General features: G+C 66.0%; 21 protein-coding genes. 14 read left to right on the forward strand and 7 right to left on the reverse strand.

All coding sequences use genetic code 11. The features are described from left to right. Nucleotides 1-446 precede the first annotated feature (446 nt). The 6 genes from IFT65_RS03080 to IFT65_RS03105 all read left to right on the forward strand — a co-directional run bounded on the left by IFT65_RS03080 (nt 447) and on the right by IFT65_RS03105 (nt 4,726). Nucleotides 447-809, forward strand: coding sequence for a GntR family transcriptional regulator (locus IFT65_RS03080; RefSeq protein ID WP_188326889.1), 363 nt, complete (start codon nt 447-449; stop codon nt 807-809). Beyond that, the gene (locus tag IFT65_RS03085; protein WP_188326888.1) at nt 806-1,687 is read left to right on the forward strand and encodes an ABC transporter ATP-binding protein; all 882 of its coding nucleotides are present in this window, start codon (nt 806-808) and stop codon (nt 1,685-1,687) included. Before IFT65_RS03080 ends, IFT65_RS03085 begins: the two co-directional genes overlap by 4 nt. Then, the gene (locus IFT65_RS03090; RefSeq protein ID WP_192080041.1) at nt 1,684-2,700 is read left to right on the forward strand and encodes an ABC-2 transporter permease; all 1,017 of its coding nucleotides are present in this window, start codon (nt 1,684-1,686) and stop codon (nt 2,698-2,700) included. The genes IFT65_RS03085 and IFT65_RS03090 overlap by 4 nt, the downstream gene beginning before the upstream one ends. Nucleotides 2,701-2,719: 19 nt before the next feature. After that, on the forward strand, nt 2,720-3,604 hold the full coding sequence (locus IFT65_RS03095) for a DUF2807 domain-containing protein (RefSeq protein ID WP_192080042.1): 885 nt from the start codon (nt 2,720-2,722) through the stop codon (nt 3,602-3,604). 29 nt (nt 3,605-3,633) lie between these two features. After that, the gene (locus IFT65_RS03100) at nt 3,634-4,209 is read left to right on the forward strand and encodes a hypothetical protein (protein ID WP_188326885.1); all 576 of its coding nucleotides are present in this window, start codon (nt 3,634-3,636) and stop codon (nt 4,207-4,209) included. A gap of 91 nt (nt 4,210-4,300) precedes the next feature. Beyond that, the gene (locus IFT65_RS03105) at nt 4,301-4,726 is read left to right on the forward strand and encodes a hypothetical protein (protein ID WP_188326884.1); all 426 of its coding nucleotides are present in this window, start codon (nt 4,301-4,303) and stop codon (nt 4,724-4,726) included. An 81-nt stretch (nt 4,727-4,807) separates the two neighbouring features. Here IFT65_RS03105 and IFT65_RS03110 read toward each other — a convergent pair whose 3' ends face one another. Further along, nucleotides 4,808-6,232 (reverse strand): class II fumarate hydratase, encoded by a 1,425-nt coding sequence (locus IFT65_RS03110; RefSeq protein ID WP_192080043.1) that lies wholly within the window; start codon nt 6,230-6,232, stop codon nt 4,808-4,810. A gap of 211 nt (nt 6,233-6,443) precedes the next feature. Between IFT65_RS03110 and purB the strand changes: the two genes are divergently transcribed. From purB to lpdA, 6 genes are all read left to right on the forward strand, one after another. Further along, the gene (gene purB / locus IFT65_RS03115) at nt 6,444-7,811 is read left to right on the forward strand and encodes an adenylosuccinate lyase (RefSeq protein WP_188326882.1); all 1,368 of its coding nucleotides are present in this window, start codon (nt 6,444-6,446) and stop codon (nt 7,809-7,811) included. A gap of 613 nt (nt 7,812-8,424) precedes the next feature. Further along, the gene (locus IFT65_RS03120) at nt 8,425-9,855 is read left to right on the forward strand and encodes a cupin domain-containing protein (protein WP_192080045.1); all 1,431 of its coding nucleotides are present in this window, start codon (nt 8,425-8,427) and stop codon (nt 9,853-9,855) included. A gap of 2 nt (nt 9,856-9,857) precedes the next feature. After that, entirely contained in the window at nt 9,858-10,760 is a 903-nt protein-coding gene (locus IFT65_RS03125; RefSeq protein WP_192080046.1) for a GNAT family N-acetyltransferase, read from the forward strand. Between the two features lie 187 nt (nt 10,761-10,947). Further along, nucleotides 10,948-13,779, forward strand: coding sequence for a 2-oxoglutarate dehydrogenase E1 component (locus IFT65_RS03130; RefSeq protein WP_192080048.1), 2,832 nt, complete (start codon nt 10,948-10,950; stop codon nt 13,777-13,779). A 40-nt stretch (nt 13,780-13,819) separates the two neighbouring features. Then, on the forward strand, nt 13,820-15,031 hold the full coding sequence (sucB, locus tag IFT65_RS03135; protein ID WP_188326878.1) for a dihydrolipoyllysine-residue succinyltransferase: 1,212 nt from the start codon (nt 13,820-13,822) through the stop codon (nt 15,029-15,031). A gap of 132 nt (nt 15,032-15,163) precedes the next feature. Beyond that, a complete protein-coding gene (lpdA, locus tag IFT65_RS03140) occupies nt 15,164-16,600 on the forward strand; it encodes a dihydrolipoyl dehydrogenase (protein WP_188326877.1) in 1,437 nt (478 codons plus the stop codon). A gap of 445 nt (nt 16,601-17,045) precedes the next feature. Here lpdA and IFT65_RS03145 read toward each other — a convergent pair whose 3' ends face one another. From IFT65_RS03145 to IFT65_RS03170, 6 genes are all read right to left on the reverse strand, one after another. Then, nucleotides 17,046-17,267, reverse strand: coding sequence for a hypothetical protein (locus IFT65_RS03145; RefSeq protein WP_192080050.1), 222 nt, complete (start codon nt 17,265-17,267; stop codon nt 17,046-17,048). A gap of 222 nt (nt 17,268-17,489) precedes the next feature. After that, a complete protein-coding gene (locus IFT65_RS03150) occupies nt 17,490-18,914 on the reverse strand; it encodes a replicative DNA helicase (RefSeq protein ID WP_188326875.1) in 1,425 nt (474 codons plus the stop codon). Nucleotides 18,915-19,139: 225 nt separating this feature from the next. Beyond that, entirely contained in the window at nt 19,140-19,700 is a 561-nt protein-coding gene (locus IFT65_RS03155) for an NAD(P)H-dependent oxidoreductase (RefSeq protein WP_192080052.1), read from the reverse strand. A gap of 96 nt (nt 19,701-19,796) precedes the next feature. After that, nucleotides 19,797-21,761 carry an asparagine synthase (glutamine-hydrolyzing) gene (gene asnB, locus IFT65_RS03160; RefSeq protein ID WP_192080054.1) on the reverse strand — a complete coding sequence of 655 codons (1,965 nt, stop codon included), beginning with the start codon at nt 21,759-21,761 and terminating at the stop codon, nt 19,797-19,799. A gap of 84 nt (nt 21,762-21,845) precedes the next feature. Beyond that, entirely contained in the window at nt 21,846-22,502 is a 657-nt protein-coding gene (locus IFT65_RS03165; protein ID WP_192080056.1) for a glutathione S-transferase family protein, read from the reverse strand. A 158-nt stretch (nt 22,503-22,660) separates the two neighbouring features. Then, nucleotides 22,661-23,485 (reverse strand): glycine zipper 2TM domain-containing protein, encoded by an 825-nt coding sequence (locus IFT65_RS03170; RefSeq protein WP_274602778.1) that lies wholly within the window; start codon nt 23,483-23,485, stop codon nt 22,661-22,663. A gap of 164 nt (nt 23,486-23,649) precedes the next feature. Between IFT65_RS03170 and IFT65_RS03175 the strand changes: the two genes are divergently transcribed. Together IFT65_RS03175 and IFT65_RS03180 are read left to right on the forward strand one after the other, a co-directional pair. After that, entirely contained in the window at nt 23,650-23,862 is a 213-nt protein-coding gene (locus IFT65_RS03175) for a DUF6116 family protein (protein ID WP_188327238.1), read from the forward strand. Then, nucleotides 23,859-24,632 carry a TatD family hydrolase gene (locus IFT65_RS03180; RefSeq protein ID WP_192080153.1) on the forward strand — a complete coding sequence of 258 codons (774 nt, stop codon included), beginning with the start codon at nt 23,859-23,861 and terminating at the stop codon, nt 24,630-24,632. The genes IFT65_RS03175 and IFT65_RS03180 overlap by 4 nt, the downstream gene beginning before the upstream one ends. Nucleotides 24,633-25,059 lie beyond the last annotated feature (427 nt).

Consider the following 25,059-nt stretch of genomic DNA (forward strand, 5'->3'; position numbering starts at 1 on the left):
CCTGAACGCGCCGTCATCGAGGTGAAGCGTATGCGATGAGAACGTCCTGTTTATTTTCAACAGGTTACGCCACCAAAGCGGCAGCGGGCGTCCTATGCCATCAGTTGGTCATACAGAAAGCTTGCACTCTGAATCGGTGGTGTTATAGTTGACTACAACACCAGTCACCTGAGACAGGGGCAGCCGATGAATACGTCATACCGACGTCGTACCACCCGCACAGCCGCCACCGCGGCGGGTCTGCTGCTGCTCTCATTGTGGTTTGGTGCAGCGCCGGGGGGCGCCGGCAACGTCGACACCTCCCCCGCCCTTCAAAGCCTGCAGGATGCGGGCGTGCCGGAAGCTGGGAAAGCACCGCCGGCACCCTCCCCCCCGCGGCGGCTGAACAGCTCTTTGTCCATGCCGTATTTTTCTTTCGCACAGTCGCTGAATTCCCGGAGCTGACCATGAGCGATATCCAGTGGAGCGATGGCGCTCCTATCTACCGTCAGCTGAAGGAGCGCGTGATCGCCATGATGCTTGACGGAATAATCAAGCCGGGCGACGCCCTGCCCTCGGTACGCCAGGTGGCCGCCGATTACCAGTTGAATCCCATCACCGTGTCCCGTGCCTACCAGGAGCTCGCTGATGAGGGCCTGGTCGAGAAGCGCCGCGGTCTGGGCATGTTCATGACCGAAGAAGCGGCCACGCAGCTGCGCAGCAGCGAACGCGACCGTTTCCTCAACGAAGAATGGCCGGCCGTGCTCGAGCGCATCCAGCGCCTGGGCCTGAACGTCAACGATCTGCTGACCCAGGGGAAAATCCAATGAATGCCGTAGCAACCCAGGATGTGGATGTCATTACCGCGCGGGGCCTGCGCAAGGCCTACAAGCGCACGCTGGCCCTGGACAACACCAGTTTCAGCATTCCGTCCGGCCGCATCGTCGGCCTGATCGGACCCAACGGTGCCGGCAAGACCACCGCGCTGAAGGCCCTGCTCGGCCTGACCGCGGTGGAGGGCGAGCTGAGCGTACTGGGCAAGGATCCGCGCACCCACCGCGATGAGCTGATGAATGACATCTGCTTCATCGCCGACGTTGCCGTGCTGCCGCGCTGGCTGAAGGTGCGCGAGGCGATCGACTTTGTCGCCGGCGTGCACCCGCGCTTCGACCGTGCCCGCTGCGAACGCTTTCTGTCCACCACCAAGCTGCAGCCGAAGCAGCGGGTACGCGAACTGTCCAAGGGCATGATCGTGCAGCTGCACCTGGCCCTGGTGATGGCCATCGACGCACGCGTGCTGGTGCTCGACGAGCCCACACTGGGCCTGGACATCCTGTACCGCAAGGAGTTCTACCAGCGCTTGCTGGAAGACTATTTCGACGAACAGAAGACGATCATCGTCACCACCCACCAGGTGGAAGAGATCGAGCACATTCTCACCGACGTGATGTTCATCCGCGATGGCAAGGTCGTGCTCAGTGCCGAGATGGATGAAGTAGGCGAGCGCTACACCGAGGTGCTGGTGAACGCCGACCAGGTCGACAACGCCCGCGCGCTGAAGCCCATCGACGAGCGCGCCCTGCCGTTCGGCAAATCCGTGCTGTTGTTCGACAACGTACCGCGCACGCAGCTGTCCACCCTGGGCGAAATCCGCAGCCCCGGCCTGGCCGATCTGTTCGTTGCCATCATGAAGGGAACCTACGCATGAACGCCGTGAACCATCCCATCAGCAAGGTCTCCACGCTGCGCTGGCTGCTCAAGCGCGAATACTGGGAAAACCGCGGCGGTTTCCTGTATGCCCCTTTCATCGCGGGCATCGCCTCGCTGGTGATGAGCACGGTCGGCATCGTCATCGGCCTGTTCGTCCTGCGCCGCGCCGCCTCGCAGGGCGACCTGCACATCAACAACAGTGACATCCAGGTCAATGGCCTGGACCTGGACCTGCTGACCCGCCAGCTCGATCCGAAGGACCTGGTCGAACTGGGCAACGGCCTGGACGCTACCCTGGCCCTGAGTTCGGCATGGCCCTTCGTGGTGCTTGGCTTCGTGGTGTTCTTCTACTGCCTGGGCGCGCTGTATGACGACCGCCGCGACCGCAGCATCCTGTTCTGGAAGTCGCTGCCGCTGTCCGATACCCAGACGGTGCTGTCCAAGCTGATCAGTGCGGTGCTGGTGGCGCCGATCATCGCCGTAGTGGCGTCGATCGTGACCATGCTGTGCTTCCTGGTGGTGATCTCGATCGTCGCCCTGACCCATGGCGGTGATCCGATGGCACTGATCTGGGGCCCCTCCAGCCCGCTGCTGCTCGCCGCCGGCCACCTCAGCTGGATCCCGGTGTTCATGCTGTGGTCGCTGCCGACCGTGGGCTGGCTGCTGCTGTGCTCGTCGTGGGCCAAGAGCAAGCCCTTCCTGTGGGCGGTGATGCTGCCGCTGTTCGCCGGCATCGTGGTCAGCACGACCAAGGTGATGGGCCTGTTTGACATGACCAGCGGCTGGTTCTGGCAGCACATCGTCGGCCGCCTGCTGCTGGGCACCATCCCGGGCGTGGAACTGGCCTACCGGCCCGAGGCTGCGATGTCGCGTGATTCGATCGTCGAACTGCTGTCGCCGTCGCATCAGCTGGGTGCACTGGCCCTGCCGGAGATCTGGATCGGCGCCGCCGTCGGCATCGCCTTCATCTTCATCGCCATCCGCCTGCGCCGTCGCGCTGGCGAAATCTAACTCCAAGGAGCCACCCGCCATGCGTACCCTGCTCGCTTTCACCACGCTGATGCTGCTGCCGCTGTCCGCCCTGGCCAACGACGCGCCCTGCAAGTTCACCGAGACGCGGGACCTCACCCTGCAGCTTGACGGTGCGAAGACAGTCGTCTTCGAGGTCAACCAGCACGACCTGCATCTGCTGGCCGGCAAGGGACCCGCCCAGTTGTCCGGCCGGGCCTGCGCCTCCAATGCCGACTGGCTGCGCGAGTTGACGCTGACCCAGCAGCGCAGTGGCGACAAGCTGGTGGTGAGCCTGCGCCGCGAGGGCAAGCAGTCGTGGTCGGTGGGATCGGACAGCTATGCCTGGCTGGATATCCGCGGCAGCGTGCCGGCCGATGTGATGGTGCAGCTGAAGGTGGGTTCCGGTGATGCACACGTCGATGGCGCCCGGTCGCTGAGCGTGGACGTGGGCTCCGGCGATGCCGATGTCCTGCGCACGCAGGGGGCCGTGCACGCGACGGTGGGCTCGGGCGATCTGATGATCGACGGCGCCGAGAGCGTGAACCTGCTGTCGGTCGGCTCTGGCGACGCCAAGGTGTCGCATGTCCGTCGCGACCTGCAGGTGGGCACCATCGGTTCCGGCGATGCGGACCTGCGTGATATCGGCGGCAACGTGCGCATCGACACCATCGGATCGGGCGACGCGGACGTGCGCGTGGTAGGCGGCAATGCGGACATCGGCGTGGTCGGCTCCGGTGACGTCGAGCTGCGCGACATCACCGGCAACCTGAAGGTCGGCGCACACGGCTCGGGGGATGTACGGGTCAACGGTGTCGGCGGCAACCTGACCGTCGAACGCAGTGGCAGCGGCAGCATCCGCCATGACGGCGTGCGCGGCACTGTCAGCCTGCCGCGTGGCAAGTAACCCCTGATCCTTTGACACGGAATCCCATCATGAACCTGCGCCCCCTGCTCCTGCCTGCCCTGCTCGCCCTGTCCCTCACCGCCTGCGACCGGGCAGGGAACGATGCAGCCAAATCGGTTACCGACTCCACCAGCACCATCGGCCGCACGGTGCAGGAAGCCACCGACACGGCGCGTAAAGAAATGGCGACCACCAACTTCAAGCTGACCGTCGACGGGCTGCCGACGGCGGAGATCACCCCGCAGGGGGGCTTGCTGATCCAGGGCAAGGACGTGGTGACCACCGCCGAACAACGCGCCCAACTGCTGGAGTACCGGCACCAGATCGAACGCATTGCCGAAGCCGGCATGCAGATCGGCGTGTCCGGGGCGAACCTGGGCGTCAAGGCAGCCGGTGAGGCGCTGAAAGGGGTCTTCAGCGGAAAGACCGACGGCATCGAAGAGCGCATCAACGCCGAGGCCGACAAGATGAAAGAACAGGCAAAAGGCATCTGCGACCAGCTGCCGGCGATGATGGCTTCGCAGCAGGCCCTCGCGGCGACGCTGCCCGAGTTTGCGCCTTACGCGAAGATGGACCACAACGACATCGTCGACTGCGGCAAATGAGCGCACCCGGCCGCCACCGCCCCTGCGGCGGCGGCCGGAGCGCGTTACCGGTATTACACTAGGCGGCTCCCCTCCCCCTCTTTGGACCGCCATGAAGAAGCTGTTCCTGCTGCTGGCCGCCCTGTCCTGCCTGATGCTCGCTGGCTGTGACCAGGAGTACCGCAACCACCGCGTGGAGCGCAGCAAGCCCAAGATCACCGTCAGCGACACGATGGTTACCGTGCGCCGCGCGCCAGCGCCCAACATCATCATCCTGGCCAACGGCCACATGAAAGTGGACGAGATCGAGATACCGTTGCAGCCCAACCAGCAGCAGATGCTGCAGCAGATGTTCGGCCACCTGCAGGTACTGCGGCAGAACACGCTGGTCGATGCGCCGGCCGACCCGGACAGGAAGCCGGTGAAGATCGTGCCCCCCGAAGGGGGCAATCCGATCCCAGCCGACCTGGTGCAGGTGATCCCGGAGTTCAAGGATTACACCGAGACGTTCGGCAACCTGCAGGCCGACCGCCGCTGAGGGTCCTCCGATCACGCGGGATCCGGACAGTCTGGAGCGCCGAGCCACGCTCGGCGACGCAGACCGTCCGGCGCCGGTAAATCAACCGCCGGCGGGGATTCCGCCAGCGGTCAAGGCCTTCGGATCCAGCAGCCGACGCAGCTCGGCTTCCTCCAGGCCGCTGTCTTCCAATGCGACGTCCAGCACCGGACGCTGCTCCTTGTACGCGCGCTTGGCGATCGCCGCCGCTTTTTCATAGCCGATGATCGGATTCAGCGCGGTGACCAGGATCGGATTGCGGTCCAGCGCCTCACGCACGCGATCCTCGCGCACGGTCAGTCCGTCGATGGCGCTGTCGGCAAGCAGCCGTGACACATTCGCCAGCAGGTTGATGCTGTCCAGCAGGTTCACCGCGATCAGCGGCAGGGTCACGTTCAACTGGAAGTTGCCCGTCTGCCCGGCCACGGTGATCGCCGTGTGGTGGCCGATCACCTGCGCGCAGGCCATTACCGTAGCTTCCGGAATCACCGGGTTGACCTTGCCCGGCATGATCGAGCTGCCAGGCTGCAGCGCGGGCAGCTCGATCTCGCCCAGACCGGCCAACGGACCGGCATTCATCCAGCGCAGGTCGTTGGCGATCTTGATCAGCGCCACCGCGAGGGCGTTGAGCTGGCCGGAGATTTCCACCGCATCATCCTGCGCGGCGAGCCCTTCGAACTTGTTGGCGGCGCTCTCGAACTTCACCCCGGTACTGCTTTTCAGGACCTTGGCCACGCGCTCGCCGAAACGCGGGTCGGCGTTGATGCCGGTACCGATGGCGGTGCCTCCCAACGGCAGGCGGCGCAGACGCTTCAGGCTGTCGTCGAACCGGTCCTGTGCCGACGCCAACTGGGCCGACCACGCCGAGAATTCCTGCTCGAAGGTCAGCGGCATCGCATCCATGAGATGGGTACGGCCCGTCTTGACCACCTTGCGCAGGCTGCGGCCCTTGCGGTCGATGACCTTGCGCAGGTGGGCCAGCGCGGGCAGCAGGTCTTCCTGTGCCGCCAGCGCGGCGGACACCCGCAGCGCAGTGGGAATCACATCGTTAGAGCTCTGACCCTGGTTGACATGGTCATTGGGGTGCACCGTGATGCGGCCCGCCTTGCCGGCGCGGTTGGCCAGCGTGGCGATGACCTCGTTGGCATTCATGTTCGAGGAGGTACCCGAGCCGGTCTGGTAGACATCGATCGGGAAGTGCGCGTCCCACTCGCCACCCGCCACTTCGGCCGCCGCCAACTGCACGGCCTTGGCGATGTTCTTCGGCAGGTGGCCCAGATCGGCATTGACCTCGGCGGCCGCGCCCTTGACCAGGCCGAGTGCGCGGATGAAGCCCCGCGGCATGCGCTGGCCGGACACCGGGAAGTTGTCCACGGCACGCTGGGTCTGCGCGCCCCACAAGGCGTCCGCGGGCACCTGGAGCTCGCCCATGCTGTCATGTTCGGTCCGGAAACCGGTGCTGGAAATGGTGCTGGAACGCTTGCTCATCGATCAACTCCGCAATCTTTCAGGGGGAAAGGGACACTGCGGCTGGCATCGGGCAGAGTCCCTGGCTGGCGTCTGGCTTCAGGATACCGCGTGGGGATGGCGACGGGCCGTCAACGCACGGGCGGCGGCAACCGGCGGTGCCCTGCGGGGCATGCCGCATGCCCAGCTGGATTAGACTATGCCCCCCGCCGTTTCCCAGCTGCCTGCCGACATGTCCGAATCTGCCCTGCTCGCCCTGTCCCCGCTCGATGGCCGTTATGCCGGCAAGGTCGATGCCCTGCGCCCGATCTTTTCCGAGTACGGCCTGATCAAAGCGCGCATCAAGGTAGAAGTGGAGTGGCTGCTGGCGCTCGCCGCCGAACCGGCCATCGTGGAGCTGGCACCGTTCTCGGCAGCCGCTACCACCCGCCTGCGCGCGCTGGCCGATGGCTTCAGCCCCGCGCAGGCCGCACGCGTGAAGGACATCGAGCGCACCACCAACCATGACGTCAAGGCGGTGGAATACTTCATCAAGGAACAGCTGAAGGACGATGCCGAGCTGGCCCCGGCGCTGGAGTTCGTGCACTTCGCCTGCACCAGCGAAGACATCAACAACCTCAGCTACGGCCTGATGCTGGAGCAGGCCCGCCGCGAGGTGCTGCTGCCGACCCTCGATGGCATCGCGGCATCGCTGCGCAGCCTCGCCCATGCACAGGCCGCGCAGCCGATGCTGTCGCGCACCCACGGCCAGACCGCCTCGCCGACCACCCTGGGCAAAGAGCTGGCCAACGTGGTTGCCCGCCTGGAGCGCCAGCGTCGTCAGATCGCCGCGGTCGAGCTGACCGGCAAGATCAACGGCGCAGTGGGCAACTACAACGCGCACGTGGTCAGCTACCCGGACGTGGACTGGCCGCTGTTTGCCCAGCGCTTCGTCGAAGGCCTGGGCCTGGTGTTCAACCCGTACACCACGCAGATCGAGCCGCATGACAACGTGGCCGAGATCGGTGATGCCGCACGTCGCGCCAACACCATCCTGATCGACCTCTCCCGCGACGTGTGGGGCTACATCTCGCTGGGCTACTTCAAGCAGCGCCTGAAGGAAGGCGAGGTCGGCTCGTCCACCATGCCGCACAAGGTCAACCCGATCGACTTCGAGAACGCCGAGGGCAACTTCGGCATCGCCAACGCGTTGTTCGAGCATTTCAGCGCCAAGCTGCCGATCAGCCGCTGGCAGCGTGACCTGACCGACTCCACCGTGCTGCGGGCACTGGGCACGGCGTTCGGCCACACCCAGGTGGCGCTGGATTCGTTGGCCAAGGGCATCGGCAAGCTGGAAGTGAACCCGCAGCGTCTGGATGCGGACCTGGACGGTGCGTGGGAAGTGCTGGCCGAGGCCGTGCAGACGGTGATGCGTCGCCATGGCCTGCCCAATCCGTACGAACAGCTGAAGGCGCTGACCCGCGGCCAGGGCATCACGGCCGAGTCGATGCGCGCGTTCGTGGAATCGCTGGAACTGCCGGAGGACGCCAAGCAGCGCCTGCGCGAACTGACCCCAGGCGGCTACGCCGGCCTGGCGGCCGACCTCGCCCGCGCAATCTGAGTGTGCCGGGCTGCGCCCGGCACCTGCTTTTCAAGCAACAGCAACGTCAAAAACAACGTCAAAAGCAGCAGGGCTGCGTGTTGGCGGGGCGGGGCTGGCCTGGCGGGGGACGGCAAGAGCCGCATCCTGCGGGCCTCGTTGCGCGCCATCCATGGCGCTTAACGCCCCCGCCAGCCCACCCCCGCCCCACCTTCGACAGGTCCATCGCGGCCTTGGGACCGTGGTGCCTCCCGATTTCGGTAGCGCCGACCCATGGTCGGCGGGTTCTTGGGGGGATGGGATCTGCTGGTTTCCGCCGACCATGGGTCGGCGCTACCGCTTTTCTCTTTTTTCATACGCGGTGGGCGGCCCCGGACCCTGTCAGGGGGCCGGGCGGTGGGGCTGGGCGGGGGCGTTGAGCGCCATGGATGGCGCGAAACGAGGCCCGCATGGATGCGGCTCTTGCCGTCCCCCGCCCAGCCCCACCGCCCGGCCCCAAGCACGTAACCCGCTTTCGCAGCCGCCCACCGCGAGGGGGTTCCACCCGTTCGACACCACCCCGCCCGAGCGCGGACAATAGGCCATCAGCGGCCCCGACAGGCCGCCCCCTGTTTCCGCTGCAAGGATCTCCCCCATGGCCGCACGCACACCCGCACCCCGCCCCAAGCCCTTCGCCATCGAAGTCCACGCGACCGCCGCCAAGCCGCTGGGCATGGCCCCCGCGACCTTCCTGCGCGACTACTGGCAGAAGCGCCCGCTGCTGATCCGCAACGCCTTCGCTGATTTCCAGACCCCGGTGACCCCGGAAGACCTGGCGGGCCTGGCCTGCGAAGACGGCGTGCTGGCCCGCCTGATCGAACACGACCGCGGCACCGACGGCTGGCGCGTGCGTACCGGTCCCTTCCAGGAAGCGGTGTTCCCTGCCCTGCCCGAACAGGACTGGACCCTGCTGGTGCAGGACGTGGACAAGTGGGACCCGGACGTGCGGGCGCTGATCGCACGGTTCGACTTCCTGCCCCGCTGGCGGATGGACGACGTGATGATCAGCTTCGCTGCCGCCGGCGGCTCGGTGGGCGCGCACGTGGACCAGTACGACGTGTTCCTGCTGCAGGGCCACGGCCACCGGCGCTGGCAGATCGACGCCAGCGAATCCACCAAGGGCAAGCGGCCAGCGCTGGATTTCCGCCCGGACATCGAGCTCAAGCAGCTCACGAAATTCAAGCCGACCCACGACTGGGTGCTGGCGCCGGGCGACATGCTCTACCTGCCGCCGAACGTACCGCACAACGGCGTGGCCGAGGATGCGTGCCTGACGTTCTCCTTCGGCATGCGCGCGCCGGCCTCGGCCGAGCTGATCAGCGATTACCTGGATACGCTGGTCGTGGACGCCGACGAGTCCATCCGCTATCAGGACCCGGACCTCAAGCTGCCGGAAGATCCCAACGAAATCGACGTGGCGGCCATGAACCGGGTCGTCGCCGCGCTCAATGCCATCCGGATGAATGACCCGGACAAGCTGGGTGACTGGTTCGGCCGGTTCATCACCACCTACCGGGCCGCCGGTGAGGTCATGCCCAGCGGGCCGGCACCGTCGTTGGACGAGGTCGACCAGGCGCTGGCGCATGGGCTGCTGCTGGAACGGCACCCCTGGGCGCGGCTGGCATGGCGTCGTGCCAAGCGCGGTGCCAGCCTGTATTGCAGCGGCCTGGACCTGAGTGTGCCGGTCAAGGACGCGCAGCGCATCGCGGCGGCCGAACGGCTGGACGAGGCAGCTTGGCGCGGCCTGTCGGCGAAGGGGCGCCAGGCGCTGCAGGAGCTGATGGTGCTGGGCTTCTACCAGCTCACCGATCCCCGCGATACGGACGACGAGCAGGACGACGTGCTGGATGCGAGCGCGGAGGTGGTCGCGGCGGTGGAAACGGTCGAGACCATCGAGGTCGACGACTTCTCCGACGATGTGCGCGAAGTCAACGTGCACGAAGACGGCGTGGAAGTGGTGGTGAGCTTCGACGAGGACGATGAAGAAGACGAGCAGGAGGACGGCGCCGGCCAGCGCCGCCACTGAGCATGACGGCCTTCCACGTCGAGCGCGCTGACTATGCGCTCCACCACGCCGACCTTCACCGCGTGCGCCAGCAGGTGTTCGTCGTCGAGCAGGGCGTGCCCGCTGATCTGGAGCGCGACGAACTGGACGCGGTCTGCGTGCAGGTACTGGCCCGCGACGCCGACGGCGCGCCGATCGGTACCGGCCGCCTGCTGCCCGATGGCCGCATCGGCCGGATGGCGGTGCTGCCGGGATGGCGCGGCCGGGGCGTGGGCGAAGCGCTGCTGCAGGCCTTGGTGCAGGCAGCCATGGACGCCGGCCTGCCACAGGTCAGCCTGCATGCGCAGTTGCCCGCCTGCGACTTCTATGCGCGGCAGGGCTTCGTGCCGGAGGGCGGCCGGTTCGAAGAGGCCGGCATCACCCACCTGCAGATGCGCCGCGCGCTGGGTGCACCGATCGCGGTAGAAGGTCGCGAGGCCGCGCTGGCGGTGACCACGGCCATCCTCCATCGCGCGCGCCGCCGCCTGTGGATCCACAGCCGCCAGCTGGACCCCGGCCTGCTGGACGCACCCGCCGTGCAGCAGGCGCTGCGACGCTTTGCCACCCGTACGCACGACAAGCAGGTGCGGGTGATCGTGCACGATGCGGCCGCGGTGCAGGCAGCGGGCGCACCGCTGCTGGCGCTGGCGCAACGGCTGCCCAGCGTCTTCCAGTTCCGCGAGGTCAGCGACCCGGTCGACCGCGCACTGGCATCGGCCTGTGCCTGCAATGACAGCGGCGACTACTACTTTCGTCTGATGGGCCATCGACTGGACGGCGAAGCGGGCATTGCCCTGCCATCACGTTCGCAGCCGTTCGAGCAACAATTGCAGCGGGTCTGGGACCGTTCGCGCGAATGCAACGAGCTGCGGGCTCTCGGGATCTGAGCCTGGCACCCCACTGCAACCTGTCTGCCAGCGGCACGGCAAGCCACCCAAAGCACCCCGCAGCGCCCCTTCATTCGGCGGATGGGGGTACAATTCAAGTGTTTGAACGCGCCCGTGCATGGCTATTCATCCAGTCGGCCGGGTACTTCCAGAGCCCTACCCCACAAGCGAATAATCACTCTCCATCGTGGACAATCTACTGAAGCAGTTTGCGCAATCATCGCAACTCGCCGGCGGCAACGCCTCCTATGTCGAGGATCTGTACGAGCAGTACCTCGTCTCGCCGGACAGTGTCGATCCCAAATGGAAGGCCTACTTCGATGGCTTCCAGGGTCGCGAAGCCGGTGACATCCCGCACTCGGCCGTCATTGCGCACATCGCAGACGCCGCCAAGGGTGCGCTGAAGAGCGGTACGGGCGAAGGTGCCGGTGACGAGCGCGAGCGCAATGTCGGCCGCCTGATCACCGCCTACCGTTCGCGTGGCCACCTCGGTGCGCGCCTGGATCCGCTCGGCCTGGCCGAACCGACCAACCCGCCGGACCTGGGCCTGCCCTTCCACAGCCTGTCCGATGGTGACCTGAACGCAGAGTTCAGCACCGGCGGCGTCGGTGGCCAGCCGCGCATGAAACTGCGTGACCTGTTGGCGCGCCTGAAGGCGACCTACACCGGTTCGATCGGTGCGGAGTTCATGCACATCTCCGAGGTCGAGCAGCGCCAGTGGATCTACAAAAAGCTCGAGCTCGCCGGTGGCGACTACGCGCTGGATGCAGAGACCAAGCGCCGCACGCTGGAGCGCCTGACCGCTGCGGAGGGCCTGGAACGTTACCTGCACACCAAGTACGTGGGCCAGAAGCGCTTCTCGCTGGAAGGCGGCGACGCGCTGATCCCGATGATGGACACCATCATCCGTGATGCCGGCAAGGACGGCGTCAAGGACGTGGTGATCGGCATGGCCCATCGTGGCCGCTTGAACGTGCTGGTCAATACGCTGGGCAAGAACCCGCGCAAGCTGTTCGACGAATTCGAAGGCAAGTTCGAGCACGACAACCATGCCTCCGCTGGTGACGTGAAGTACCACATGGGCTTCTCCGCCGATGTCAGCACTGACGGCGGCCCGGTTCATCTGGCGCTGGCGTTCAACCCGTCGCACCTGGAAATCGCCGATCCGGTGGTGGCCGGTTCGGTGCGGTCGCGCCAGGAACGCCGCAGCGACACCGAGCGCAAGCAGGTGATGCCGATCCTGATCCACGGTGATGCGGCGTTTGCCGGTCAGGGCGTGGTGATGGAGCTGTTCCAGATGTCGCAGGCGCGCGGTTTCGCCGTCGGCGGCACCGTGCACATCGTGGTCAACAACCAGGTCGGCTTCACCACGTCGAACCCGGAAGACTCGCGCTCCACGCTGTACTGCACCGATGTGGCCAAGATGATCGCCGCACCGGTCTTCCACGTGAATGGTGATGATCCCGAGGCCGTGGTGTTCGCTGCCAAGCTGGCCTTCGAGTTCCGGCAGAAGTTTGCCAAGGACGTGGTCATCGACCTGATGTGCTACCGCCGCTGGGGCCATAACGAAGCCGACGAACCGGCCATCACCCAGCCGTTGATGTACCAGGTGATCCGCAAGCACAAGACCACCCGTGAGATGTACGCCGAGCAGCTTGAGCAGGCCGGCGTGATTGAGTCCGGTGGCGGCAAGGCACTGGTGGATGGCTACCGCGTCAAGCTGGACAGCGGCGAGTACACCACCGAGCTGGCCAAGGTGGAGAAGACCCCGCCGACCAGCCCGCTGTTCGTGGACTGGCCGAAGCTGCTGGACGGAAAGCTGTCGGACAGCATCAGCACCGCGGTGGGCATGGAGAAGCTGACCGATCTGGCCAAGCGGATCACCACCATCCCGGAAAGCGTGCAGGTCCATTCGCGCGTCGCCAAGGTGTATGACGACCGTCGCAAGATGGCCGCCGGCGAGATTCCGGGCGACTGGGGCTTTGCGGAAAACCTGGCCTACGCCACCCTGCTCGACGAAGGCCATCGCCTGCGTCTGGTCGGTCAGGACGTCGGCCGCGGTACGTTCACGCACCGCCACGCGATCCTGCACGACCAGAACACCGACAACTACTACCTGCCGCTGCGGCAGCTGGTGGACGCGCCGGAAAAAGCCACCATCATCGATTCGCTGCTCAGCGAAGAAGCCGTGATGGCATTCGAGTACGGGTTCTCCACCACCGACCCGGGCACCCTGTGCATCTGGGAAGGCCAGTTCGGCGATTTCGCCAACGGCGCCCAGGTGGTGATCGACCAGTTCATCGCCGCCGGTGAAGCCAAGTGGGGCCGCCTGACCGGTCTGACCCTGCTTTTGCCGCATGGGTATGAAGGCCAGGGTCCGGAACACAGCTCGGCACGCCTTGAGCGCTTCCTGCAGCTGTGCGCGCTGGAGAACATGCTGGTGGTGGTCCCGTCCACGCCGGCGCAGGCCTTCCACATGCTGCGTCGCCAGCAGCACCTGACCACGCGCAAGCCGCTGATCGTGATGTCGCCCAAGTCGCTGCTGCGCCACAAGCTGGCCGTGTCGACGCTGGAAGAACTGGCCAATGGCGAGTTCCAGCACCTCATCGGTGATGCCAAGGCAGATCCGAAGAAGGTCAAGCGCGTGGTGCTGTGCTCGGGCAAGGTCTACTACGACCTGCTGGAAGACCAGACCAAGCGGGGCCAGGACGACGTGGCGATCATCCGCGTGGAGCAGCTGTACCCGTTCCCGCGCGCGCTGCTGGCTGCCGAACTGAAGAAGTACGGCAATGCCACCGACGTGGTGTGGACGCAGGAAGAGCCGCAGAACCAGGGTGCGTGGTACCAGATCCGCCACCACCTGCAGTTCTGCGTCGGCGAAGGCCAGAACCTCCATTACGCAGGTCGTGCACGGTCGGCATCGCCGGCAGCCGGCCACATGGCTGACCACGTCATCGAGCAGCAGAAGCTGGTCGCCGATGCGCTGGTCAACCCGTTCGACGACTCGGTCGCCGAATAACCTCCCCATTCCACGAAAAAAGAACCCAGGAAGCCCCCGCATGGCCACCGAAGTCAAAGTCCCGGTACTGCCCGAATCCGTCTCCGACGGCACCATCGCCACCTGGCACAAGAAGGTCGGCGACGCCGTCAAGCGTGACGAGAATCTGGTTGACCTGGAGACCGACAAGGTCGTTCTGGAAGTCCCGTCGACCGTCGACGGCGTGCTGAAGGAAATCAAGTTCCAGGAAGGTGACACCGTCACCAGCTCCCAGGTGCTGGCGATCATCGAGGAAGGTGCCGTGGCTGAAGCCGCAGCCCCGGCCCCGGCCGCTGAAGAAAAGAAGGCCGAAGCTGCACCGGCACAGGCCACCGACGCACCGAAGGCCGCTGCCGCTCCGGCACCGGCTGCGAAGTCCGCCGCCGATTCGCTGCCCCCGGGCGCCCGTTTCTCGGCGATCACCGAAGGTGTGAACCCGGCTGACGTTGACGGTACCGGTCGTCGTGGCGCGGTGACCAAGGAAGACATCGTCAACTACGCCCGCAACGGCGGCGCTGGCAAGGCCGGTGGTGCGCGTCCGGAAGAACGCGTGCCGATGACCCGCATGCGCAAGCGCATCGCCGACCGCCTGATGGAATCCAAGAACGGCACCGCGATGCTGACCACCTTCAACGAGGTCAACCTCGCCAAGGTATCGGCCGCGCGCAAGGAACTGCAGGAAGAGTTCCAGAAGGCGCACGGCATCAAGCTCGGCTTCATGAGCTTCTTCGTCAAGGCCGCCGCCAACGCGCTGCAGCGCTTCCCGCTGGTCAATGCGTCCATCGACGGCAGCGACATCATCTATCACGGCTTCTCGGACATCTCCATCGCGGTGTCCACCGAAAAGGGCCTGGTCACTCCGGTACTGCGCAACGTCGAACGCCAGTCGTTCGCCGATATCGAAAAGGGCATCGCCGAGTACGCCAAGAAGGCGCGTGACGGCAAGCTGAGCCTGGACGACCTGCAGGGCGGCACCTTCACCGTGACCAACGGCGGCACCTTCGGTTCGCTGCTGTCCACCCCGATCATCAACCCGCCGCAGAGCGCCATCCTGGGCATGCACGCGATCAAGGAACGTCCGATCGCCGAGAACGGCCAGGTCGTGATCGCGCCGATGATGTACCTGGCGCTGTCCTACGACCACCGCATCATCGACGGCAAGGATTCGGTGCAGTTCCTGGTGGACATCAAGAACCAGCTGGAAAACCCGGGCCGCATGCTGTTCGGCCTGTAAGACCCGCCGACCCCTCCCGCCCGCGGGAGGGGTCTGTCGATTCAGGGGCACGGCCACCGCCCTGCCCGCCTCCCGGCGCCTCGCGCCACCGATCCGTTCCACGGGTCGAGGAATGCAACAAGGAACCTTCAAATGGCTGAACAATTCGACGTCGTCGTCATCGGTGCCGGCCCGGCCGGTTACCACGCCGCCATCCGTGCCGCGCAGCTGGGCCTGAAGACGGCCTGCATCGACGCGGCGCTGGGCAAGGACGGCAAGCCGGCACTCGGCGGCACCTGCCTGCGCGTGGGCTGCATCCCGTCCAAGGCGCTGCTGGATTCCTCGCGCCAGTACTGGAACATGGGCCACATCTTTGGCGACCACGGCATCAGCTTCAAGGATGCCAAGATGGACGTCGAGGCGATGGTTGGCCGCAAGGACAAGATCGTCAAGCAGTTCACCGGTGGCATCGCCATGCTGTTCAAGGCGAACAAGGTGGCTGCGTATTACGGTTTCGGCGAGCTGCAGAAGGACAACGTGGTCAAGGTGACCCAGCACGACGGCTCGATCGTCGAGCTGAAAGGCACCAACGTGATCATCGCCGCCGGTTCGGACTCGATCGAACTGCCGTTCGCCAAGTTCGACGGTGAGACCATCGTCGACAACGTCGGCGGCCTGGATTTCACCGAAGTCCCGAAGCGCCTGGCCGTGATCGGCGCCGGTGTGATCGGCCTGGAACTGGGCAGCGTGTGGAAGCGCCTGGGGTCGGAAGTGACGATCCTGGAAGCACTGCCGGACTTCCTGGCCGCCGCCGACGCCGAAGTGGGCAAGGTCGCGCTGAAGGAGTTCAAGAAGCAGGGCCTGGACATCAAGCTGGGCGCCAAGGTGTCCAAGGCTGAAGTCACCGGCAAGGGCAAGAAGGCCGAAGTCGCGCTGACCTACACCGACAGCGAAGGCGAGAAGTCGCTGACCGTGGACAAGCTGCTGGTGGCCGTCGGCCGTCGCGCGGCGACCAAGGGTCTGCTGGCTGAAGGCACCGGCGTCAAGATCAACGAGCGTGGCCAGATCGAAGTGGACGCGCACTGCCATACCGGCGTCAACGGCGTGTGGGCGGTCGGTGACTGCGTGCGCGGCCCGATGCTGGCACACAAGGGCTTCGAGGAAGGCATCGCCGTGGCCGAGCTGATCGCGGGCCTGCCGGGCCACGTCAACTTCGACACCATCCCGTGGGTCATCTACACCGAGCCGGAGCTGGCCTGGGTCGGCAAGACCGAGCAGCAGCTGAAGGCGGAAGGCATTCCGTACAAGGCCGGCAGCTTCCCGTTCGCCGCCAATGGCCGTGCGGTTGCGATGATCGAGCCGACCGGCTTCGTCAAGGTGCTGGCACATGCCGAAACCGATCGCATCCTAGGCATGCACCTGGTCGGCGCGAATGTGTCCGAGCTGGTGCACGAAGGCGTGCTGACCATGGAGTTCAGCGGTTCGGCCGATGATCTGGCGCGCATCTGCCACGCCCATCCGTCACTGTCGGAAGTGGTGCACGACGCGGCGATGGCCGTCAGCAAGCGCGCGATCCACAAGGCGAACTGATACGGCCTTGGTGGCGTAACGAAAAACCCCGCTTCGGCGGGGTTTTTTTTGTGGCCTCAGGGTGCCGGCCGGCTGCTTTGCCGTGGGGTAGAGCCGACTTCAGTCGGCTGCCGGTTGCATGACCGACGACGACCAGCCGACTGAAGTCGGCTCTACCGAGCGGCGGCTGTCAGGCCGGCCGGCTGCTTTGCCCTGGGTAGAGCCGACTTCAGTCGGCTGCGGGGTGCATGACCTACGACCGCCAGCCGACTGAAGTCGGCTCTACCGAGCGGCGGCTGTCAGGCCGGCCGGCTGCTTTGCCTTGGGTAGAGCCGACTTCAGTCGGCTGCGGGGTGCATGACCGACGACGGCCAGCCGACTGAAGTCAGCTCTACCGAGCGGCGGCTGTCAGGCCGGCCGGCTGCGGGGTGCATCACCGACGACGGCCAGCCGACTGAAGTCGGCTCTACCGAGCGGGGGCTGGCTGTCGCCCACCGCCGAGCAGGCGCGCGGGCAGCATCAACACCGCCGACAGGAACGCGAACACGGCCGACAGGGTCACTCCCACCAGGCGGAACGGCAGGCTGATCAACCACACCAACGGCCACGCGATCAGGGCGAGTATCGCCAGCGGCCAGCACAGCACGAACAGCAGGCACCACACGCCGAGCGCGAACAGGGTCTTCATGACAGGGGCTCCTACGACGGCACCGCGCCGCCTGGAGACCATCCTTCCCTCCCGCTGTGCGCGGTGCAAGCGGGATGCGACGAAACGCCGGATGCGCCGACGAACCCCGCGCGCGCATCCATGATGCTGGTAGCGCCGAGCCATGCTCGGCGGAATGCGCGTAGCGAGCGGACGGTGTGGCGGCAGACGTACGGCGGCCGAGCAAGGCTCGGCGCTATGCCCTTACTCGAACGACCCCACCGAATCGTGCGACAGGTTGTCGAACCGGGTGTACTCACCAAAGAACTTCAGTTTGCACGAGCCGGTGGGGCCACCACGGTGCTTGCCGATGATGATCTCGGCCAAGCCCTTGTCCGGCGAGTTTTCCTTGTTGTAGTAATCATCGCGGTAGATGAAGACGATCATGTCCGCATCCTGCTCGATAGCGCCGGATTCGCGAAGATCGGCCATCACCGGGCGCTTGTCGGTACGCGTTTCCAGCGATCGGTTGAGCTGGGACAGCGCGATCACCGGCACGTTGAGTTCCTTCGCCAGGCCCTTCAGGCCTCGCGAGATTTCGGAGATTTCCGTCGCGCGGTTTTCGCTGTTGCCCGGCACGCTCATCAGCTGCAGGTAGTCGATCACGATCAGGCCCAGGTCATGCTCGCGCTTCAGACGACGGCATTTGGACCGCAGGATCTCCGGCGACACGCCGGGCGTATCGTCGATGAAGATCTTGGTCTCTTTCAGCATGCGGATGGCGCCGGTCACCCGGCTCCAATCCTCATCTTCCAGCTGGCCGGTGCGCAGGCGCTGGGCGTTGATGCGGCCATTCGATGAAATCAGGCGCATCGCCAACTGCGAGGCCGACATTTCCATCGAGAAGATCGCGACACCCTTCTTCGACTTGATCGCTGCGTACTCGGCGATGTTCAGCGCCAGGGTCGTCTTGCCCATCGCGGGACGTGCCGCGAGGATGATCAGGTCGGTCGGTTGCAGGCCGGCAGTCATCGCATCGAAATCGTTGTACCCGGTCGGCAGGCCGGTGATGTTGCCGCCGTTCTCGAAGCGGTTGCGCAGCTCCTCGAAGGCGTCCTTCAGCGCACCCGGCATCGCCACGAAATCCGTCCGGCCGCGAGCGCCCTGCTCGGCGATGGCGAACACGGATTTTTCCGCGCTGGCCAGCAGTTCGCTGCTTTCGCGGCCTTCGGGCTGGAAGCCGTCGTTGACGATGTCCGTGCCGACCTGGATCAACTGGCGCAGCACCGCCTTGTCACGCACGATCTCCGCGTAGGCCACGATGTTCGCCGCCGATGGCGTGGTGCTGGCCAGCTCGATGAGGTAGGCACCGTCGCCGACCAGCTCCATCTTGCCCTGCGACTCGAACCACTCGCCCAGCGTGACCGCATCGAACGGACGGTCACGCTCGGACAGCTCGCGGATGGCGCGGTAGATCATCTGGTGGTCGCGCCGGTAGAAGTCTCCCTCGGCCAGTTGCTCATTGACGCGGTCGAAGGCCTCCGGCGCGAGCATCAGGCCGCCCAGCACGGCCTGTTCGGCTTCAACCGAATGCGGCGGCACACGCAGCGAATCAATGCGCGAGTCATCGCGGTCGTGGCGGTCGGAACGCTCACGACGGTCGGAACGGAAGCCGGAACGGGCAGACATACGGCGGAATTTCCTACGGGTTGGCGAGATCAGTGTAGGCACGCGCGAACCCCTGCCGCCATGGACAAGCCTGTGGATAAGCCGTGGGCAAACGGGGGATATCCACCGGTGCATGACCAACGTGGCGCTGCGATGTCGTGGTGCCGATGGCAGGCATCGTTGCGACGCCCGCGTGGTGCATTATCGCAGATCGCGGCCGCCAGCCGGCGACCGCGACAGGGGTGTTCAGGCAGCCTTGGCGTGGACCTGCACCAGCGCGATGAAACGGTCGACGAAGTCCTGCAGGAATTTCTGCGTCCCTTCGTTGGTGATCGTGCCGTTGTCATCGATCAGCCCTTCCTTGAAATGCAGGAAGGCCTCTGGCTGACCCAGCACCTGCATGTCCAGGTAGGCCAGGATGTTGCGCAGGTGCTGCTGGGCGACCGCCGTCCCGATGACGCCGATGGAGGCACCGATCACGGCGGCGGGCTTGCCAGCGAACGCGCTGTGTCCATACGGCCGGGAACCGATGTCGATGGCGTTCTTCAGCACACCGGGCACGGAGCGATTGTATTCAGGGCTGACGAACAGCACGGCGTCCGCCTGCTTGATCTGGTCCTTCAGCCGCTTGCCTTCGGCCGGATAGTCGCTGTCGAAATCCTGGTCATACAGCGGCAGGTCGCCGATCTGCACGAAGTCGAAGCGCGCCTTGCCCGCTGCCAGTTTTTCCAGCGCGCGCGCCAGCTTGCGGTTGATCGACTCTTTTCGAAGGCTGCCGACAAGGACGGCAATGGTGAACTCGGCCATGGGATGGTCTCGCGTTGGGGATGTTTCACCCTAGTGGCGACCGCCTTGTGGCTGGGTGAAGGCACGCGAGCAGGCCCATGTTGCCCGCTCGCGCAGTCACACAGATCCGCCCTGCCGACTGGCTGCAGGGATGCTGTCGCGCGTCTCACGCCAGTGCGCCTGCCACGCCTGGAACATCAGCACGTTCCACAGGTGGGTATGCCACTTGCGCTGGCCGCCGATGAACTGCTGCCACAGCGGCTGGATGGCCGCAGCGGACAGCACGCCCTCGCGCTGCAGCCGGCCCGGATCCAGCAGCGCCTCGGCCCACGGGCGCAGGTCGCCACGCAGCCAGTCGCTGACCGGCGCGCCGAACCCGCGCTTGGGTCGGTGCACCATCGACTGCGGCACATAGCGTCCCAGTACGCGCTTCAGCAGTACCTTGCTCACATCGTCCTGGCGCTTGAACGCCAGCGGCAACGACCACGCAAACTCAGCCACCCGCCAGTCCAGCAGGGGCGCACGCGCTTCCAGGCTGACCGCCATCGAGGTGCGGTCGACCTTGCACAGCAGGTCATCGGGCAGATAGCTCACGAAATCGGCCAGCATCATCGCGTCGGCGGGTGTGCCGGCGCCATGCAGCGGATCGGCCAGGTCATAGAAACTCCCTGCCCCGCGGGCACCCTGCACGGCAGCCAGCGGGTCGCGCCAGCGTGAGATCCGGTTGCGGTACACATCGCCGATGCCGCGCGCGCCGGTCTCGGCCAGCAATGCCGCAAGCCCCCCCGTGCGCGAGGCCTCGCCCTGCCCCGTCGAACGCGCACCCAGCCAGCGCCGCAGCGGGGCCGGGACACGGCCGAGCATCTGCCAGTTGCGCAGCGCGCGCACGTAGCGCATGTAGCCGAAGAACAGTTCATCGCCGCCGTCACCGGACAACGCCACGGTGACGCCCTGCCGCGCCAGCCGGGCCACCAGGGCCGTCGGTACCTGCGAGGCGTCGGCAAAGGGTTCATCGAACATCGTCGGCAGCTGCGGCACCACCGCCAACGCATCGGCCCCACTGACATACAGCTCGGTGTGGTCGCAACCCAGGTGCGCGGCCAGCTCCTTGGCCAGCGGCGCTTCATCGTGGTGCGAATCACTGAAGCCGATGCTGAAGCTGTGCACCGGCTTGCTGCTCTGCGCCTGCATGAGCGCGGCGACCAGCGAAGAATCGGTGCCGCCGGACAAGAACACGCCGACCGGCACGTCGGCGACCATGCGCAGGCCAACCGCATCCTGCAGCAAGGTATCGAGCTGCTGTTCGGCGTCGTCGATGCTGCCGCGGAAGGGGTTGGCCAACGCAGCCTGCATGCGCGCACGCGCGTCCCAGAACGGACGTTGCGCCTGCTCCGGCCGATGCGCGGAGGCGCCCGCCTCCACCATGGCCGCATCCAGCCGCAGCACACGGCCCGGCATCATCTTGAAGCACGCCTGGTGGATGCTGTGCGGCGCGGGAATGTAGTCCAGCCGCAGCAGCAGGGTCAGCGCGTCGCGGTCGATGTCGTTGTCGAAATCGGGATGCTGCCACAGCGCTTTCAACTCCGATCCGAACACCAGCGTGCTGCCCGCCCAGCCGTAATACAGCGGTTTCTTGCCGACGCGATCGCGCGCCAGCCACAGGCACTGCTCGTGGCGATCCCAGAGCGCGATGGCGAACATGCCGTTGCAGCGCTGCAGGGTGTCGTCCAGCCCCCATTGCAGGATCGCCGCGAGCAGCACTTCGGTATCGGAGTGACCCCGGAACGGGTGGCCATGCGGCTCCAGCTCGGCACGCAGCGCAGCGAAGTTGTAGACCTCGCCGTTGTAGGCCATCACGTAGCGGCCATCGGCCGAGGCCATCGGCTGGTGGCCCAGCGGTGAAAGGTCGAGGATGCTCAGGCGACGATGTGCGAGGGCCACGCCCGCCGCTTCATCAGCCCACACACCGCGATCATCCGGTCCGCGATGCAGCAGCGCATCGCCCATCCGCCCGGCCAGCGCCTGCAGGGGTCCGGCCTCCATCAAAGGTGCCGGCAACAGCATTCCCGCCAATCCACACATGCATCTGCTTCCTGCGCCCAGGGCGATGGGACGCTACCTGCACATTGTCGCCCGTGGCGCAGGGCGGGTCCATGACCGGCCCGGCTATTGCGCGTCGAACCGCGCCTGCACCTCGGCCGTCACCGCAGGCATCGGCACGAACCCAGGCTGCGCGCGGACACGGTGCAGCCATGCGCTGATCAACGGAAACGCCTGCAGGGAAATGCCGCCATCGCCCGCGACGTGCGTATAGGCGAACAGTGCGATGTCGGCGATCCCGTACTGGCGGCCACTGAACCACGATGCGCCGGCCAGGTGCTGCTCCATCACGGCGAGCGACTGCGCCGCGCGCTCGCGCAACTGCGGCAGCTCTGCATGCCGCGGCGAATCCGCAGCCACCCATCCGCGGATGAAGCGCGCCACGGCGACGTATGGCTCATGACTGTACTGTTCGAAGAACATCCAGCGCAGGGTCTGTGCGCGCTCCCAGCCATCACTGGACAGGAACGGCGTGCCTTCCGCCAACCAGAACAGAATGGCGTTGGACTCGGGCAGTACCCGCCCGTCATCGCGCACCACGACGGGGACCTTGGCATTCAAGTTGAGCGCCAGAAACCCGGGCTCGTGGGTCTGTCCGTGCGCGCTGTCCACCTCTACCCAGCGATAGCGCGTGCCGAGCTGCTCCAGCAGCAGGCGCACCTTGTGGCAGTTGCCCGATACGGACATCCCATGGACTGTCAGACCTACCCGCTCATCCGCCATCACTGCACTCCCTCTGGGCCGCCAGCCACGCCGGCGCGTGCTGGGCAGTCTGGCAACTGTGCGCCGCCTTGCCAAGCGGGCTGCGGCCAGCGCTGGATACGGAAAAGGCCGGCTTGCGCCGGCCTCGTCCTTACAGCGACCGCGGTCAGTGAAGCGCGTTACTGGTGGTTGCTCGCGGCTGCAGCGGTCTGGGTCACCAGCTGGCCATCGACCACCGGCAGACGATCGCTGGCCGGCTTGTCGTTCATGCGGATGGTCTTCTCAGCGCCGTCGTAGCGATAGGTCACGTCGTAGCCCTTGACCACATCGGAGGTCCCCATGGCGATCCGGGTGCCCGGCTTGCTGTCCATGCGCATCGTCCCGGTGGTGCCGTCTTCGTTGCGATAGGTCACGTTGTAGCCGGTGACCTGGCTGGACTCGGAGGTGGTGGTTTCGGTGTGGCACTGGCGCTCGGTGCGATTGACCACGCGACCGCCGACGTGGCGCTTGTCGACGTTGTTGCCGATCATGCCACCCGCCACGGCGCCCGCTGCGGTGGCGACCTTGCGGCCGTTGCCGCCGCCTACCTGGTTGCCCAGCAGGCCGCCGATCACCGCACCGGCGACCGTGCCACCCACGTTGCCGTCGCGCTCGGGCAGTCGTTCCTGCACCACGACGTCTTCGCAGACTTCATGGGGGGTCTGGGTGCTGGAGGTCTGGCGCACCGCCTCGGTCCCGATCACGGTCGCATAGGCTTTTTCTTTCTGGGTGATCGGGGCGACCTTCATCACGTCGGCATATTCCAGACCGCGCTTGGCATCGACATCCAGCGCGTCGGTGCGCGCGCCGTCATCGGCCAGCGCAGCGTCCGGCAGCACCGTTCCATCGGCGGCGGTCACGTAACCCGGGCTCTTGTCGCCGCTTTTCATGAAGGCAGCCGTGGCAATGCCACCGACCAGCAATGCACCTGCAGCGACCAAGACCGTAGTAGTAGTAGTTTTCATGACCTGCTCCTTGCGGACCACCCGCAACGTTCACGATGCGGATTGCAGCACGCGCTCCCTGAACGGAATCTCGACAAGACCTTTATCTTTCCGCCTCCCATTCAGGAAACGGCCATCCGGACGCCGTGGTAGCGTTTGCAGCCTGTCCCGCGAGGAAATCCAAGATGGCCAATCCGATGCTGCTGCCCGTGCTGGGCTGGGCGCGCCGCCTGCGCTTCCCCACCCTGTTCAAGCTCACTGCCGGGCTGTTTGCGATCACCTTGGTGGTGCCCGATCCGATTCCCTTTGTCGACGAACTCCTGCTGGGCATGGGCACGCTGTTGCTGGCGAGCTGGAAAACGCGCAAACCTGCGGCGCCGCCGTTGGAGCTGCGCTGATCGTGCTGATCGACAGCCATTGCCATCTGGACGCGGGCGAGTTCGATGTCGACCGCAGCGCGGTAGTGGCAAGGGCACGCGCGGCCGGGGTGCGGCAGCAGGTGGTACCCGCCGTCACCGCCGCCAGTTGGCCGAAGCTGCGGGCGGTCTGCCAGCAGGACACGGGGTTGTTCCCCGCCTATGGGTTGCATCCTGTCTTCCTCGCCGACCACGCCCCTGCCGATCTGGCTACGCTGCGTGAGTGGATCGAGCGCGAGCGTCCTTGTGCCATCGGCGAGTGCGGCCTGGACTTCTTCATCGAGGACCTGGACCGGGAGCAGCAGCAGTTGTACTTCGTGGGACAGCTGGAGTTGGCACGCGCTTTCGATCTGCCGGTCATCGTGCATGCACGGCGCGCCGTCGATGCGGTGATCGCCGCCATCCGACGGGTTGGCGGGCTGCGCGGTGTAGTGCACAGCTTCTCCGGCAGCCCCGAACAGGCCGCGCTGCTGCACAAGGCCGGCTTCCTGCTCGGCCTGGGCGGACCGGTCACCTACGACCGCGCGCAGCGGCTGCACCGCCTGGTACAGAACATGCCGCTGGAACAATTGCTGCTGGAGACCGATGCACCCGATCAGCCGGACAGCGGTATACGGGGCGAGCGCAACGAACCGGCGCGGTTGCATCACATCGCCAGCGAGATTGCGGCGCTACGCGGCATTTCGCTCGATGCCCTTGCCGAAGCGACCACGGCGAACGCGCAGCGACTGTTCGGCCTGCCCGCGGTGTAACCGGCATTGGATAGAGCCGACTGGGTAGAGCCGACTTCAGTCGGCTGCTGTCCCGCGCATTCGTATCGTGGCCACGGCCGCGGCTCTTGATGACGCTGCCGCTGCGCTCGCCGAGCGTGGCTCGGCGCCACCGGGGCGGTCGCCCCCAAGCAGCCGACTGAAGTCGGCTCTACCTGGATCGCGCCGCTGAAGGCGGCCGGCGTTTCGGCCCCACCTGCGGTGTAACCGGCACGGAGTAGAGCCGACCTGGTAGAGCCGACTTCAGTCGGCTGCTGTCCTGCGCATCCGTATCGTGGCCCCGAACGCATATCGTGATGACGCTGCCGCTGCGCTCGCCGAGCGTGGCTCGGCGCTACCGGGACGGTCGCCCCCAAGCAGCCGACTGAAGTCGGCTCTTATCTCTTCGAGATCTGGCACTTTAGGTGCC

The sequence above is a fragment of the Stenotrophomonas sp. CFBP 13725 genome, assembly GCF_014841935.1.
Classification (GTDB): Bacteria; Pseudomonadota; Gammaproteobacteria; order Xanthomonadales; family Xanthomonadaceae; genus Stenotrophomonas.

Excerpts from the sequence above, each read along its gene's own strand:
- IFT65_RS03080 (WP_188326889.1), top strand. The coding sequence starts at position 447 with ATGAGCGATATCCAGTGGAGCGATGGCGCTCCTATCTACCGTCAGCTG.
- IFT65_RS03085 (WP_188326888.1), top strand. The coding sequence starts at position 806 with ATGAATGCCGTAGCAACCCAGGATGTGGATGTCATTACCGCGCGGGGC.
- IFT65_RS03090 (WP_192080041.1), top strand. The coding sequence starts at position 1,684 with ATGAACGCCGTGAACCATCCCATCAGCAAGGTCTCCACGCTGCGCTGG.
- IFT65_RS03095 (WP_192080042.1), top strand. The coding sequence starts at position 2,720 with ATGCGTACCCTGCTCGCTTTCACCACGCTGATGCTGCTGCCGCTGTCC.
- IFT65_RS03100 (WP_188326885.1), top strand. The coding sequence starts at position 3,634 with ATGAACCTGCGCCCCCTGCTCCTGCCTGCCCTGCTCGCCCTGTCCCTC.
- IFT65_RS03105 (WP_188326884.1), top strand. The coding sequence starts at position 4,301 with ATGAAGAAGCTGTTCCTGCTGCTGGCCGCCCTGTCCTGCCTGATGCTC.
- IFT65_RS03110 (WP_192080043.1), bottom strand. The coding sequence starts at position 6,232 with ATGAGCAAGCGTTCCAGCACCATTTCCAGCACCGGTTTCCGGACCGAA.
- purB (WP_188326882.1), top strand. The coding sequence starts at position 6,444 with ATGTCCGAATCTGCCCTGCTCGCCCTGTCCCCGCTCGATGGCCGTTAT.
- IFT65_RS03120 (WP_192080045.1), top strand. The coding sequence starts at position 8,425 with ATGGCCGCACGCACACCCGCACCCCGCCCCAAGCCCTTCGCCATCGAA.
- IFT65_RS03125 (WP_192080046.1), top strand. The coding sequence starts at position 9,858 with ATGACGGCCTTCCACGTCGAGCGCGCTGACTATGCGCTCCACCACGCC.
- sucB (WP_188326878.1), top strand. The coding sequence starts at position 13,820 with ATGGCCACCGAAGTCAAAGTCCCGGTACTGCCCGAATCCGTCTCCGAC.
- lpdA (WP_188326877.1), top strand. The coding sequence starts at position 15,164 with ATGGCTGAACAATTCGACGTCGTCGTCATCGGTGCCGGCCCGGCCGGT.
- IFT65_RS03145 (WP_192080050.1), bottom strand. The coding sequence starts at position 17,267 with ATGAAGACCCTGTTCGCGCTCGGCGTGTGGTGCCTGCTGTTCGTGCTG.
- IFT65_RS03150 (WP_188326875.1), bottom strand. The coding sequence starts at position 18,914 with ATGTCTGCCCGTTCCGGCTTCCGTTCCGACCGTCGTGAGCGTTCCGAC.
- IFT65_RS03155 (WP_192080052.1), bottom strand. The coding sequence starts at position 19,700 with ATGGCCGAGTTCACCATTGCCGTCCTTGTCGGCAGCCTTCGAAAAGAG.
- asnB (WP_192080054.1), bottom strand. The coding sequence starts at position 21,761 with ATGTGTGGATTGGCGGGAATGCTGTTGCCGGCACCTTTGATGGAGGCC.
- IFT65_RS03165 (WP_192080056.1), bottom strand. The coding sequence starts at position 22,502 with ATGGCGGATGAGCGGGTAGGTCTGACAGTCCATGGGATGTCCGTATCG.
- IFT65_RS03170 (WP_274602778.1), bottom strand. The coding sequence starts at position 23,485 with ATGAAAACTACTACTACTACGGTCTTGGTCGCTGCAGGTGCATTGCTG.
- IFT65_RS03175 (WP_188327238.1), top strand. The coding sequence starts at position 23,650 with ATGGCCAATCCGATGCTGCTGCCCGTGCTGGGCTGGGCGCGCCGCCTG.